The organism is Rhizobium mongolense USDA 1844, from assembly GCF_000419765.1.
In the GTDB taxonomy this organism is placed as follows: Bacteria; Pseudomonadota; Alphaproteobacteria; order Rhizobiales; family Rhizobiaceae; genus Rhizobium; species Rhizobium mongolense.
On record NZ_ATTQ01000002.1, the window covers coordinates 256,227 to 269,338 of the forward strand.

At 60.5% G+C, this 13,112-nt stretch carries 15 protein-coding genes and 1 pseudogene; 9 read left to right on the plus strand and 7 right to left on the minus strand.

Going from position 1 to position 13,112, the window contains the following annotated elements; all coding sequences use genetic code 11:
- Positions 1–97: 97 nt before the first annotated feature.
- From rsmI to A3C3_RS48430, 5 genes and pseudogenes are all read left to right on the plus strand, one after another.
- Complete coding sequence (gene rsmI / locus A3C3_RS0104395) at positions 98–1,018, plus strand: 16S rRNA (cytidine(1402)-2'-O)-methyltransferase (RefSeq protein WP_028739400.1); 921 nt, start codon at positions 98–100, stop codon at positions 1,016–1,018.
- A 428-nt stretch (positions 1,019–1,446) separates the two neighbouring features.
- Positions 1,447–1,950: a cupin domain-containing protein gene (locus tag A3C3_RS0104405; RefSeq protein WP_022713405.1), complete on the plus strand. Its 504-nt coding sequence runs from the start codon at positions 1,447–1,449 to the stop codon at positions 1,948–1,950.
- A gap of 95 nt (positions 1,951–2,045) precedes the next feature.
- Entirely contained in the window at positions 2,046–2,993 is a 948-nt protein-coding gene (gshB, locus tag A3C3_RS0104410; RefSeq protein WP_022713406.1) for a glutathione synthase, read from the plus strand.
- Between the two features lie 93 nt (positions 2,994–3,086).
- Positions 3,087–3,201: pseudogene (locus A3C3_RS48425) on the plus strand (ATP-binding protein); the annotation flags it as partial.
- A gap of 445 nt (positions 3,202–3,646) precedes the next feature.
- On the plus strand, positions 3,647–4,060 hold the full coding sequence (locus A3C3_RS48430; RefSeq protein WP_376774916.1) for a hypothetical protein: 414 nt from the start codon (positions 3,647–3,649) through the stop codon (positions 4,058–4,060).
- A gap of 185 nt (positions 4,061–4,245) precedes the next feature.
- On the opposite strand, the gene cysK is transcribed toward A3C3_RS48430, so the two are convergent.
- Both cysK and A3C3_RS0104425 read right to left on the minus strand, forming a co-directional pair.
- The gene (cysK, locus tag A3C3_RS0104420; RefSeq protein WP_022713407.1) at positions 4,246–5,208 is read right to left on the minus strand and encodes a cysteine synthase A; all 963 of its coding nucleotides are present in this window, start codon (positions 5,206–5,208) and stop codon (positions 4,246–4,248) included.
- 133 nt (positions 5,209–5,341) lie between these two features.
- Positions 5,342–5,959 (minus strand): LysE family translocator, encoded by a 618-nt coding sequence (locus A3C3_RS0104425; RefSeq protein ID WP_022713408.1) that lies wholly within the window; start codon positions 5,957–5,959, stop codon positions 5,342–5,344.
- A 105-nt stretch (positions 5,960–6,064) separates the two neighbouring features.
- Here A3C3_RS0104425 and A3C3_RS0104430 point away from each other — a divergent pair, with 105 nt between their 5' ends.
- Positions 6,065–6,625, plus strand: a complete 561-nt coding sequence (locus tag A3C3_RS0104430; protein ID WP_022713409.1) for a cysteine hydrolase family protein — start codon at positions 6,065–6,067, stop codon at positions 6,623–6,625.
- Here A3C3_RS0104430 and A3C3_RS0104435 read toward each other — a convergent pair.
- Positions 6,612–7,508 carry a DMT family transporter gene (locus A3C3_RS0104435; RefSeq protein WP_022713410.1) on the minus strand — a complete coding sequence of 299 codons (897 nt, stop codon included), beginning with the start codon at positions 7,506–7,508 and terminating at the stop codon, positions 6,612–6,614. The two genes, A3C3_RS0104430 and A3C3_RS0104435, sit on opposite strands and share 14 nt — an antisense overlap.
- 107 nt (positions 7,509–7,615) lie before the next feature.
- On the opposite strand from A3C3_RS0104435, the gene A3C3_RS0104440 reads away from it, so the two are divergent.
- Positions 7,616–8,080 carry an Lrp/AsnC family transcriptional regulator gene (locus tag A3C3_RS0104440; protein ID WP_028739402.1) on the plus strand — a complete coding sequence of 155 codons (465 nt, stop codon included), beginning with the start codon at positions 7,616–7,618 and terminating at the stop codon, positions 8,078–8,080.
- 25 nt (positions 8,081–8,105) lie between these two features.
- Here A3C3_RS0104440 and A3C3_RS0104445 read toward each other — a convergent pair whose 3' ends face one another.
- Complete coding sequence (locus A3C3_RS0104445) at positions 8,106–9,005, minus strand: GNAT family N-acetyltransferase (RefSeq protein ID WP_022713412.1); 900 nt, start codon at positions 9,003–9,005, stop codon at positions 8,106–8,108.
- Entirely contained in the window at positions 9,002–9,472 is a 471-nt protein-coding gene (gene dut / locus A3C3_RS0104450) for a dUTP diphosphatase (protein ID WP_022713413.1), read from the minus strand. The genes A3C3_RS0104445 and dut overlap by 4 nt, the downstream gene beginning before the upstream one ends.
- Positions 9,473–9,562: 90 nt before the next feature.
- Here dut and A3C3_RS0104455 point away from each other — a divergent pair, with 90 nt between their 5' ends.
- Positions 9,563–11,146: a peptide chain release factor 3 gene (locus A3C3_RS0104455; protein ID WP_022713414.1), complete on the plus strand. Its 1,584-nt coding sequence runs from the start codon at positions 9,563–9,565 to the stop codon at positions 11,144–11,146.
- A 7-nt stretch (positions 11,147–11,153) separates the two neighbouring features.
- Here A3C3_RS0104455 and A3C3_RS0104460 read toward each other — a convergent pair whose 3' ends face one another.
- Positions 11,154–11,540 (minus strand): RidA family protein, encoded by a 387-nt coding sequence (locus A3C3_RS0104460; protein WP_022713415.1) that lies wholly within the window; start codon positions 11,538–11,540, stop codon positions 11,154–11,156.
- Positions 11,541–11,622: 82 nt separating this feature from the next.
- Between A3C3_RS0104460 and A3C3_RS0104465 the strand changes: the two genes are divergently transcribed.
- Positions 11,623–12,150 carry an Lrp/AsnC family transcriptional regulator gene (locus A3C3_RS0104465; RefSeq protein ID WP_022713416.1) on the plus strand — a complete coding sequence of 176 codons (528 nt, stop codon included), beginning with the start codon at positions 11,623–11,625 and terminating at the stop codon, positions 12,148–12,150.
- Here the strand turns inward: A3C3_RS0104465 and A3C3_RS0104470 are convergent, their stop codons facing one another.
- Positions 12,151–13,089: a threonine/serine dehydratase gene (locus A3C3_RS0104470; RefSeq protein ID WP_022713417.1), complete on the minus strand. Its 939-nt coding sequence runs from the start codon at positions 13,087–13,089 to the stop codon at positions 12,151–12,153.
- Positions 13,090–13,112 lie beyond the last annotated feature (23 nt).

Sequence of the window (13,112 nt, forward strand, 5' to 3'; positions counted from 1 at the left end):
ATTGCCGTTTTCCGGGACAATGCTCACAGAAATCCGAACACTTGCTGCGCGCCAAACGCCCGCGCATAAAGGCAGAGAGCCAAAGGAGCCATCGAAATTGAATAATGAGGAAACAGCGGGCGAGGGCGGCAGGCAGCGCGGCTATCGCCTGCACAATGTCGCCATCCCGGCGCGCCCGCTGGAAGCGGCGCTTTATCTTGTCGCTACGCCGATCGGCAACCTGGGCGATATCACGTTGCGGGCCCTGGAAACGCTGGCGGGTGCCGATGTGCTCGCCTGCGAGGATACGCGCGTGACCCGCGTTCTGCTCGACCGATACGGCATTCAGAACCGGCCCTTTGCCTATCACGAGCACAATGCCGATGAGGCGGGTCCGCGATTGCTGCAGGCTCTGGAGGCGGGCAGGTCAGTTGCACTTGTCTCCGATGCCGGGACACCGCTTGTCTCTGACCCCGGTTATCGCCTTGCACAGTCGGCGATCGAAGCAGGTTACCGTGTCGTTCCAATTCCGGGAGCATCGGCGCCGCTTGCCGCGCTTGTCGGCTCGGGCCTGCCGAACGACGCCTTTTTGTTTGCGGGGTTCCTCCCGGCGAAGGACAAAGCGCGGCGCGACCGGCTGGCGGAATTTGTCGCCGCTCCAGCGACGCTCCTCTTCTTTGAATCGCCGCACCGGATCGGCGCAACTCTGGCTGCTGCTGCCGACGTGCTCGGGCTCACCCGTAGGGCGTCCGTTTGCCGCGAACTGACGAAGACATATGAGGAGTTTCGCCGCGGCACGCTCGGCGAGCTTGCCGCGCATTATGCTGAAAACCACAATGTGAAGGGTGAGATAGTGCTCGTCGTCGGCCCACCGGAAGAGCGGCCGGCGGATGAAGCGGATGTGGAAGCCATCCTTGCCGACCTTGCGACTTCCATGCCGACGGCAAAGGCAGCCGCCGAAGCCGCACGCGTCACCGGATTGCCGCGCAAGGAACTCTACCAGCGCTTGCTTGATATGAAGGCCAAGGAAGGGCGGTAGCGATGACCATTAGCCGGCGAAAGATAGATCGGGCCATGTCTTTCCGGCCGTGACCGTCGGCATTCGTGCAGAGGATCTGCGGCTGGCGTTCAAATGAATATGCGATGTCATTGATGGGGGAATATGTCGAAGAACTCGGCTCAAAGCGGCGCGTGCATGGTTCTTTTGGGCGATCAGCCGCTGACGGCGGTCGTCTCCGGTAACGGCGCTGGCATTGGAACTGCGTTTCGTGATCACGCCGCACAGTTCTTCGCGCATTGTAAGCGCATCGGTGCCGGTGCTGCGAACACTGCTCATCATCCGACAGTCGCAGACGGCGTATCGTACAGGTTTGAAATGGACTGCTAAAATTTTAGCGGCCGCTTGAACGCCTCCGTTACGACTCTCTGCTATTCCGCAATGATTGGGGTAGCAAATCTGGGGGGTCCATGGCCATGAAGCTCATGCTCGCAAGCGCAGTCGCAATGGCCGCGCGTTCGCTGCCGTACGCGGTCGCGCCAGCACGCGGCAGGAATTTCGTGGCACACTCCAGCGACCACCTGCCGATGAAATCGACGCCGATCAATCCTGACTGGATCGTCGATGGCAACCCGCAGGCGCGCACGGCCGAACATTCCCGTGGTCATGACGACGCATCGCTCACGGCGATCTGGGATTGCACAGCCGGCGAATTCCGCTGGTTCTTCGGCTGGGACGAGACGGTGATGATCCTCGAAGGCGAGGTGCACGTCACCGCCGAAGACGGAACGGAACGCACGCTGCGCGCCGGTGACGTTGCGTTCTTCGCGGGCGGCACATGGGCAAACTGGCGGGTGGACAACTACGTCCGGAAGGTCGCTTTTCTGCGCAAGCCCTTCCCCAAGCCTGTGGCAATCCTCTACCGGCTTCGCAACCTGTTGCGCAGCAGCGGCCAGCAGGGCCTCGCGGCCTGAAAATCCTTGATGCCCGCACCTGGAAGTCCTTGATTGGCCGTTGCGTTTGCTTTGCTTGCGACCTACATCTGTCCGGCACTCACTGAGGGACGGAAATGGCCAAGATCAAGAACGTAGCGGTCCAGATGGACCATGTCGCAGGCATCAACATTGCAGGCGATTCTACCTTCGCCATGAGTCTTGAGGCCCAGGCCAGAGGCTACAAGCTTTTCCACTATACGCCTGAACGGCTGAGCCTCCGCGACGGCAAGCTTTACGCTTCCGTCGAACCGATGCTGCTGCGCGACGTGAAGGGCGATCATTTCGAGCTCGGTGCGCCCGAACGGGTCGATCTCTCGACCATGGATGTCGTGCTGCTCCGCCAGGATCCGCCCTTCGACATGGCCTACATCACCTCCACGCATCTCTTGGAGCGAATTCACCCGAAGACGCTCGTTGTCAATGATCCGGCCTGGGTGCGCAATTCGCCGGAGAAGATCTTCGTTACCGAATTTGCCGATCTCATGCCAAAGACGCTGATCACCAAGGATGCGGCCGAGATACGCCGCTTCCGCGACGAGATGGGCGATATCATTTTGAAGCCGCTTTACGGAAACGGCGGTGCCGGCGTCTTCCACTCGACGAGGGACGACCGCAACCTGTCCTCGCTGCTCGAAATGTTCGGCCAGCTCTTCCGCGAACCCTTTATCGCCCAGCAGTATCTTCCCGATGTCCGCAAGGGCGACAAGCGCATCATCCTTGTTGACGGCGAGCCGGCAGGCGCGATCAACCGGGTTCCTGCCGACCACGACAGCCGCTCCAACATGCATGTCGGCGGCCGCGCGGAAGCGACCGAGCTTACGGCGCGTGAAAAGGAAATCTGCCAGCGCATCGGCCCGGCGCTCAGGGAACGCGGCTTCCTGCTCGTCGGCATCGATGTCATCGGCGACTATATGACCGAAATCAACGTCACGTCGCCGACCGGAATTCGCGAGGTCCGCAAGTTCGGCGGCGCTGATATCGCAAGCCTTCTCTGGGATGCGATCGAGCGCAAGCGCCCATAGAGCGTTCCGGCTTCTGTTCCCCTTCGTTCACGCCCTACAACCGGCTGCAACCTGACTGCAGCTGAGACGTGAATCTGTTCCTTTATTGTTGTTGCCGATCTCCCGAAGGACGCTCGCACTTCGACCTGCCATTGGTCGTGGCGGCCTGACGGCGCTCGGCTCCATACCGGCGGATGCGCTTGCCGATTTTATCGTGCTCGGCGAAGTGCTTTGCGGCCGGAGCCCTCTATCAGCGCCAATGTGGTTAATTTGCCCGATCTTGCCGACATCAAGGGCAGGAGAGACATGATCTTCTCTTGATGTGAACAACAGACACTAACGCTGGAGCCTCTATTTTTCTCGGCGCGAAGACTATCGATCAGGTGATTAGGTGCGAGACGGGGTGGATCATCGATTTTCATTACGCGCAGGAGGTCGAGACCTTAATCACTTGTCGGGAGGCGCGGATGTGGCGGGCGATGCAAACTACCAAGCATCATTCGCAGTTCTGAAGTTTGTTGATATTTTTCAAACGGTTATATTGAGTTATATCGAAGCGGTGCCGGGGGCGCCGCGCGTGCTGTATATCCGATGGGTCTCGAGTATCTCGAGTACCTGCAACAAACACTCCGGGGTCGGCGTTTAGTGGAAATAAGGTAACCGAAGGCGAACCAATGCCCTACAAGCGGTACGGCTTAGAGGAAAACTCCGACGGCACTTGGCGTGTCATAGACTACCGCGAAGGAAAGGCCGCGGAAACGGACGGAGCGGTTCTCGATCGGTTACCCCACGATACCGCCAGCAACCTTGAATTTATCCTTAACGCACAAGACAAGGGAATGGAGAAGCGGAGGGGGAAGAGGACGGCTAAGGCCTCGCCACAGCACCCAAAGGAACACCTCATGGCAACCGCGCGGTATAGCCATCGCAAGAACCTAAACATATACTGGACGGTAGTGGATGCAGTCACCGGTCAGGCGGTCGTTATCGATGGGGTGGTCATGGATATGCTCACCGAAGAGGATGCCGAGGAGTTAGTCGAGCGGCTGAACCGGGATGAGCAAGGCAAACCGTTTAGTCGTCCCTGAGGCGGCCCCTGAATAGCTGCTATAACAGGAATCTGCTGCGCCACGCCGCGGAGAAGATGCGGTTTTCAGCCCACAGCGCACTCAAGGTGGCGCGGAATCATTTCCTATCGTATTGCCGGCGAACGCCTGACGTCGGCGGCCGGACGGAAAAAGGGGCGCCGAGGCGCCCCGATTTTTACCGAAGTTCAGTTTCCGAGACCCTCGAAGAGGGCAGTCGAAAGATAGCGCTCGGCGAAGGATGGGATGATGACGACGATGTTCTTGCCGTCATTTTCCTCGCGGCTGCCGATCTTGATTGCCGCCGCCAGTGCTGCGCCTGAGGAAATGCCGACCGGAACGCCCTCAAGCCTGGCGACCAGGCGGGCCGTTTCCATCGCCTGGGCGCTATTGATGGTGACGACTTCGTCATAAATCTTCGTATCGAGGATCGCCGGGGCAAAGCCGGCGCCGATGCCCTGGATCTTGTGCGGCCCCGGCTGACCGCCGGAAAGAACCGGAGATTCCTCGGGCTCCACGGCGATTACCCTGATGCCCGGCTTCTTCGACTTCAGAACCTGACCCGCACCGGTGATCGTGCCGCCGGTGCCGATGCCGGAAACGAGGATGTCGACGGCACCCTCCGTATCGTTCCAGATTTCCTCGGCCGTCGTCTTGCGGTGGATTTCCGGGTTTGCCGGATTCTCGAACTGTTGCGGGATGATGGCGTCGGGAAGCGTTGCGGCAAGTTCCTCCGCCTTGGCGATTGCGCCCTTCATCCCCCGCGGCCCCTCGGTCAATACAAGTTCGGCGCCGAGCAGCGCCAACATCTTGCGGCGCTCGACCGACATGGTTTCCGGCATGGTGAGAATGAGTTTGTAGCCCTTGGCGGCGGCGGCAAAGGCGAGCGCGATGCCGGTATTGCCGGAGGTCGGCTCGATGAGCGTCGTCCTGCCAGGCGTAATTTTGCCTTGCGCTTCGAGGCTCTCGATCATGGCGACGCCGATGCGGTCCTTGACGGAAGCAATCGGATTGAAGAATTCGAGCTTGGCGAGCAGATTGGCCTTCACGCCCTTTTCCTTGGCCAGCTTGTCGAGGCGGACGATCGGCGTATCGCCGATGGTTTCCGTGATCGACGAGTAGATGCGGCCGCGGCCCGGTTTTCTCGACATGGTGCGCTCCCTTAATGATTGTTGCGCGAGAGAATAGGGTCAAAGGCCGCAGCAGGCCAGTGGGGCTTGATCCACGGAAGCGTCGTCCGAGAGAAAAAATCGTTTGGAAACGATGCTTTGCCGAATGATTTTTTCAGGCTGCGCGCGCAGCGATAAAGGCTGCGGTTCCGGCCAGGATGCTCGCCGCAACCCGGTTGAGCGCTTGCAGCGCGCGCGGCTGTTTCAGCATCGTGCGGGCGCGCGACGCAAGCAGCATGTAAGGGATCAAAACCAAAAGCAGCACAACGAAGGTTGCGACCAGAAGTATGCCATATTCTCGAAGGCCGATCTGGTTGATGTCGATGAGCGTCGGCACGAGGGCGACGTAAAAGAGCATCGTCTTCGGGTTGCCGAGCGTCACCAGTAGGCCGGACAGGAAGGATATGCCGATGCTGCTCGATCTGCGCGCGGCAATATCCTGCGGTAAAAGACCTGCCGTCCAGAGCTTGTAGGCAACGTAGCAGAGGTAAAGCACGCCGGCGAATTTGATGATGAGGAATATTCCGGTAAAGGCCTGCGCCACGAATGCGAGGCCGAGGATCACCGCCGTCAGGTACGTGATGTCGCCAAGAACAAGGCCGAGACCCATGAAGAAGGTCTCGCGAAAATTCGAGCCGAGCGCGCGGGCGACGATCGCGGTGATACCGGGTCCGGGAATGATCGCAGCGATAAAAAGGGCGCCGCTATAGGCAAGCAGGGCTGCAACGGTCATCTGTGCTCTCCTCAGGCAGCTTCTCTTACTGATGCTACGGTCCGCTTTCAAGATGAAGTCACACGCTCGAATCAGATAGAAGTGCGCCGAAAGGGGAGAAAGCCGATGACAACCGGACTGCTGCTGATCGATGTTCAGAATGCCATCTTGAAAGGCCTTGGAAGCACCGCGCGCCAGCCTTTGATCGACAAGACGCTAGACGAAACGGTGGCGCGTCTTGCAGAGGTTCTCCAAAGGGCCCGCGCGGTGAATGCACCGGTCGTCATCGTCCAGCATGACGGACACGCATCCCACCGCCTTGCGGAAGGCAGCGAAGGCTGGCAGTTGCGCGACGAGATTGCGCCTCAAGATCGCGAGATCGTCGTTCACAAGCGCAGCTGCGACTCGTTTTTCGAAACCGATCTTCAAGCGCGCCTCAAGGAGAACGGCATCACCAGGCTGGTGGTCGGCGGCTGCATGACCCAGTTCTGCGTCGATACCACCGCGCGGCGCGCTGTTTCGCTCGGCTACGATGTCACGCTGATGTCCGACGGACATATGACGGCCGACATGGGCGAACTCCGCTTCGAACAGATCATTGCCCACCACAATGCCGTGCTCGACGAGTTCGATGCCGGCAGCCACGAAATCCGGCTTGCAGAGGCAGCGGCGATCAATTTCGGATAGGTCGCAGCCAACGCCCAGGCGTCCAGCCGAGATTCATTCCCGCTGCCGCAACGAGGATGATTGCCGCACCGAGGACCTGCAATGGCTGCAGTGCGCGGCCAAAAGCGAGGCCGTCCACTGCGATAGCAACGATCGGGTAAATGAAGGAAAGTGCGCCGGTGAGATGTGTCGGCAGCTTCTGGATTGCGCCGTAGAGCAGTACATACATCAGGCCGGTATGGACGACGCCCATAGCCACAAGGATGCCCCACGATCCGGCTGTTGTAGGCAGGTCCGAAAAGTCGGTCACGGGCGCCAGCATGAGAATGCCGGTCGAAACCTGAATGAGCGCGATCAGGTGCGGCGGCGTGCCCTTCAGCCACTTTGCAGCAAGAGCCGCCAGCGCATAGAAGAAGGCCGCTCCAAGTGCCAGCGCAATACCCAGCCCGTAGCTGCCTGAAATGCCGCCGGCCTCAGGTTTGGCTTCGACAATCGCCACCATGCCGGCAAAGGCGAGCGCCAGCCAAAAGAGTTTCGCCAAAGTGATCTTCTCGCGGAGGAATGCGGCGCCAAGCGCCAGCAGCATGAAGGGTTGGGTATTGTAGACGGTGGTCGCGATCGAGATGGATGCGTGCGAATAGGAGGCGAAAAGCAGCAGCCAGTTCGCCACGATGGCGATCCCGCCGAGCACGGCGATGCCAAAGCTTCTCGGCGAGAGGATGCCGGGCTTCAGGAATCCGAGGGCGCCGCAAATGACAAGAAGGCTCGCAGCACCAAACAGGCAACGCCAGAAAACAACTCCGCTCACAGGCTGGCCGGACATGACCACGAACCAGCCGATCGTCCCCGAAATCACCATTGCTGCCGTCATCTCAACCGTGCCTTTACCTATATCGTTCTGCATCGCGATCTCCTTTTGTGTCTTGGAGATTATTGTGTTTGGATACCAATCTCTATAATCTGCAATGCGCGATAGTCGAATTTCTCCTAATAATGAAAGGTAAACTCGCATTGGCGGCTAACGAAGCATCTCGCCTGGACAGCATCGACCAGCGGCTCCTCGATGCACTGGCGCAAAACGCGCGTATTTCGCTAAAGGAGCTGGCGCAAGTGGCCAACCTCTCGTCGCCAAGCGCGGCGGAACGGCTGCGCAGGCTGGAGGAGCGCGGCATCGTCAAGGCTTTCACGATCGATATCGATCCGGCTGCCCTCGGCTATCCGCTACAGGCAATCGTCCGCGTCCGGCCGCTACCGGGACAGTTGCACGTCGTCGAGCGCATCATCCAGGAGACGCCGGAATTTATCGAATGCGACAAGGTGACCGGCGACGATTGCTTCATCGCCCGCCTCGTCGTCCGCTCGATGGGAGAACTCGACGGTATTCTGGACAAGGTGGCCGAAAAGGCTGAGACCAACACCTCGATGATCAAGGCTTCCCCCGTCAAACGCCGCCTGCCGCCGCTTTCGAGCCGCTGAATGGATGCCTCGCGAACCGTTCTGTCTAGAAGTCCGCCATCGGCGAGAGCATCGCGGGCGACGCAGGCGCGAGATCGGTCGTACTGCGGACCATGAAGGCCGTACCGCCGTCGAAGGCGAGAGCCTCTGCGCGCCAGTCAAGCTTGTCCGGCGAAAAGAAGACGTCGACGTGTTCAGGCCCTTCGCCGAGTCTGCCAAGGATGACGGCAAGCGGCGGAATTTCCGTAGCGACGACGTCGAGCAGGCTGAAGCGGCCAGCCTCTCCGGCTTTCCACGCGATGACGGCTTTCTCCGCATCGAGCCAGCTCAAACGAACCTCGGTATCGAGTTGGGTATTTACGATAAACATCGCCGCATTGCCCGAAACGGCCAGCACATCCGAGACCGGTGCCCGCGTCTTCAGCGCCTCCTGCAGCAACGCGAGATCGGCCTTATTCCATGGATCGAGCTTTCGGGCAGGTTTTGTCGCGGAATGTGGTTTCGGTGCTGCCCCGCAGTAACGGTGCATCGGCAGGCTGCGGAAGCCGTAAGGCTCGTAGAGCAAAGGCTTGTCGGTATAGAGCACGATAGCCTCGAACTGCCGCCTGTCGCACCATTCAAGCGCCTTACACGTCACGTCGCGGTAAAGCCCGCGTCCGCGCCATGGCGGGCGAACGGCGCCGGATTGGAAGGCGGCCGCGTTGATCTGCCGGCCGTTGAGGACGAGTGGCATGCCAAAGGCGGACAGATTGGCGGCAAGCGTGTCGTCGGCGGCAAACCAGCCGAAAGGCATGCTTGTCGGATCCGGGCCACCGAGCTCTTGCAGCGGCCCGATATCGATGCCGAATGTATCGTCGAGGAGAGAGACGAGCGCTGCCCATGCTGCCCGATCGTCGAAATAGTCCTGACGATAGGTCAGCCCGGCACTATCGAACGACTTGCTCACGCGCCGGTCGAGCCGAAGCCGCCGGCGCCGCGTGCCGTGCTGCTGCTTTCGCTGATCTCTGCAACGCGCACCTGAGTGACCGGCGCGATCACCATCTGCGCGATGCGCATGCCGCGCGTGATTTCGAACGGCTCATCGCCGAGATTGACGAGCAGCACCTTCACTTCGCCGCGGTAGTCGCTGTCGATCGTGCCGGGAGTGTTGAGGCAGGTGATGCCGTGCTTGAAAGCCAGGCCGGAACGGGGCCGAACTTGCGCTTCGTAGCCATCCGGAATTTCGAAGATGAAGCCGGTCGGCACCAGCGCGCGCTTGCCGGGCGCGAGCGTCATCGGCTCGTTAACGGCAACGGCCGCCCGAAGGTCCATGCCCGCAGCACCGCTCGTCTCATAGGAGGGCAGGTCGAGGCCTTCGCCATTGGGCAAACGGACAAGGTTGAGCTGCGGACGGATGTCGTTGTGAATGGTCATGCGACATTACTTTGCGCCGGGACGCCCAAGGTCAATTGCAATGGCGGGCTTTAATCGCTAGATACGCCGCAATTCCACAGGATTCACATCATGGCCGAAAGTCTCGCCGAGGCGGTTTCTCGCCGCCGCACATTCGCTATTATCGCGCACCCGGACGCGGGCAAAACCACGCTGACCGAAAAGCTGCTTCTGTTCGGGGGCGCAATTCAGCTCGCCGGTGAAGTCAAGGCGAAGAAGGATCGCATCCAGACCCGGTCGGACTGGATGAAGATCGAGCGCGAGCGCGGCATCTCTGTGGTGACCTCCGTCATGACCTTCGAATATGACGACAACGTCTTCAACATTCTCGACACGCCCGGCCACGAAGACTTCGCGGACGATACCTATCGCACGCTGACAGCTGTCGACGCCGCCGTCATGGTGATCGACGCCGCCAAAGGCATCGAGCCGCGTACGCTGAAGCTCTTTGAAGTCTGCCGCATGCGCGATATCCCGATCATCACCTTCATCAACAAGATGGACCGCGAAAGCCGAGATCCGTTCGAAATCCTCGATGAGGTGGAGGAGAAACTGGCGCTCGACACCGCGCCGATCACCTGGCCAATCGGCCGCTCCAAAACGTTCTGTGGCTCATATCACCTGGCCACAAACACTGTGCGCGGTTCAGATACGGAAGTGGAAGCAACGCCGGTCAACGGACCTCAGAGCGTCGCTGATCGGTTGCCGGAAAACGAGCGGGTTGCCTTCATCGACGAGACGGAACTGGCGATGGAGGCTTGCCGTCCCTTCGACCGCAAGGCTTTCCTCGAGGGTCACATGACGCCGGTCTTCTTCGGCTCGGCGCTCCGCAACTACGGTGTCCGCGATCTCATCAACGCGCTCGGTGAATTCGCCCCGCCGCCGCGCGACCAGATAGCCGATACCCGCAAGGTGCATGCAAGCGAAGACAAGATGACGGCCTTCGTCTTCAAGATCCAGGCCAATATGGACCCCAACCATCGCGACCGCATCGCCTTCGCCCGCATCTGCTCCGGCAAGCTGGAACGCGGCATGAAGGCACGCCTCGCGCGCACGGGCAAGCAACTGGGTCTCACAGCGCCGCAGTTCTTCTTTGCCTCGCAAAGACAGCTCGCCGATACCGCCTATGCGGGCGACGTCGTCGGTATTCCGAACCATGGCACGCTGCGCATCGGCGATACGCTGACGGAAGGCGAAGCGCTGGTGTTCCAGGGCGTGCCTAACTTCTCGCCGGAAATTCTCCGTCGTGTCCGTCTGGAAGACGCGATGAAGGCGAAGAAGCTGAAGGAGGCACTGCAGCAGATGGCCGAAGAAGGGGTCGTGCAGCTCTTTTCCCCGGAAGACGGTTCGCCGGCGATCGTCGGCGTTGTCGGGGCACTGCAGCTCGATGTGTTGAAGGAGCGCCTGCAGGCGGAATACGGCCTGCCGGTCTCCTTCGAAATGTCGCGCTTCTCAGTCTGCCGCTGGGTATCGTCCGATCAGCCGGCGGAACTCGAAAAGTTCCTGACTGTCAAACGCGGCGATATCGCCCGCGATCTCGATGGCGACCCGGTGTTCTTGGCCCAGGACAGCTTCTCGCTGCGCTACGAGGCGGAGCGCTATCCGGCAATCAAGATGGTCGCAATCAAGGAGTATCACGTCGCCAAAGCGGCGTGATTTCCATTTACGCGGCGGCAATGATCTCGATTTCGACCAGCCAGTCCTCCCGCAGCGTTTCGACGACGATGGCTGTTGTGGGCACCCGACGCGCTCCGAGCGCCGCCACCCGCGCAATCTGGTTTGCCTCGGCAAAGGATGCATCGCGCAGGTAGCTGGTCAGTCGCACGATGTTGTCTGCGGTCATTTGTGCCTCTGCCAGAATTCGTCTGAGATTCGACCAGATCAGTTGGAGTTGGGAGTCTAGATCGACGCCGGCTGCGCCAGCCTCATCAAGGCCCATCGTTCCGCTAACGAAGACAAGACGGTCAGGCTGGCGCACCTCCAGGGCGTGCACGTAATCAGACGTGGCTGTGTAGATGCCGTCGTGTGGATTGCGAACGATCATTTCCATTTCTGCTCCTCTGGAAGTTCATATGGCCTTTCGGCTATTTTGCCGAATAAAATTCGGCTGGAAAGCGCAGGAGTAGGAACGGATGGAAAATACAGAAGGCATTCGGCAAAAGCGGCGGGACAGGGCCGCCCTCGATCTGTTCGACCGAAAGATATTAGCGGCTCTCGCCGCCGATGCGGGTCAGAGCTATGCCGTGCTGGGAGAGAGGGTAGGGCTTTCTCCGCCGTCGGTGCACGAACGGGTCAAGCGGCTGAAACGGTCCGGTGTCATCCGGGATGTGGTCGCCCGGCTTGATGGCACAGCAGTCGGCAAGCCGCTGTTGGCCTTCGTGCATGTGGAGGCGGCGGGTTGGGGCAAGAGCGAACGGCTGATGCAGATCAGCCGGTTTCCGGAGGTGGAGGAGATGCACTCGGTCGCCGGGGATGCCAGCATGATCCTCAAGGTGCGGTTGGAAAATCCGCAGGCGCTCGAATTTCTCCTCGGCCAGATTCATTCCGTGCCGGGCGTCAGCGGCACGCGCAGCTATGTCGCGCTTTCCACGTATCTCGAGCGGCCGGTACAGGCGCAAGTCACGGCCGAGTGGCCCTCTGTGCCGTTGCCGCCGGAATAGTCAGTCGAATTTCACGGCAGCCGTGTTGGCGCCGCAGACCAAGACGCAGACGCGTTCATTCAGTACCGGAACATATTTGCCGGAAAGCACGGCTGCAAATGCCGCCGCGCCTCCGGGCTCGGCAACGACCCTTGCCCCTTCCCATAGCGCTTTCTGAGCAGCACGGATTTCATCGTCCGTTACCAGGATGGGCGGCTGCACGAACTGCTGCGCGAGAGGAAACATCAGTTCACCAACCCGTTTCGGGGCAAGCGAATCTGCCGCAATTCCACCTGCCGGAGCATCCATTGGTTTACCCGCCCTGAAGGCTTCGTAGAGGGTCGGCGCTCCATCGGATTCCACGGCCACGATCTTCACCCGGCCGCGAAACCAGGCGGCGATGCCGCCGACCAATCCGCCGCCGCCGACCGCGACCAGCAACGTGGTGATGTCCGGCATGTCCTCCTCGATCTCCTTGCCGAGGGTTCCCTGACCGAGCAGCGTCTCCACCTGGTCATAAGCATGTATGGCAAGCGCGCCGCTTGCCCGCTCATGGGTCTCGCTCGCCGCGAGCGCATCGGCGTAACGCTCTCCGCCGATGACCAGATTGGCACCGTAGGCGCGGATTTTCTCCGCCTTGGCAGGCGAGGTGACGCTCGGCACGAAGATGGTGGCCGGCACGCCAAGCCGCGATGCGGCATAGGCAACGGCCGCGCCGTGGTTGCCGCCGGAGGCTGCCACGATGCCGGCTTCAGGCACCTGCCGCGTAAGGAGGTGGGAAAAGGCGCCGCGTGCCTTGAAGGAGCCGGAATGCTGCAGGCATTCGAGCTTGAGATCGACCTTGAGCGCCGCTCCGCCGAAATCCTGCATGTCGACGCACATCACGGGTGTGCGACGGATATGGGGGCGGATCAGCCCTTCGATTTCGGCAATGCGTTCGGCAGAAAGGGCGATCGGCATGCAGGCTCTCCACGGATTGACAA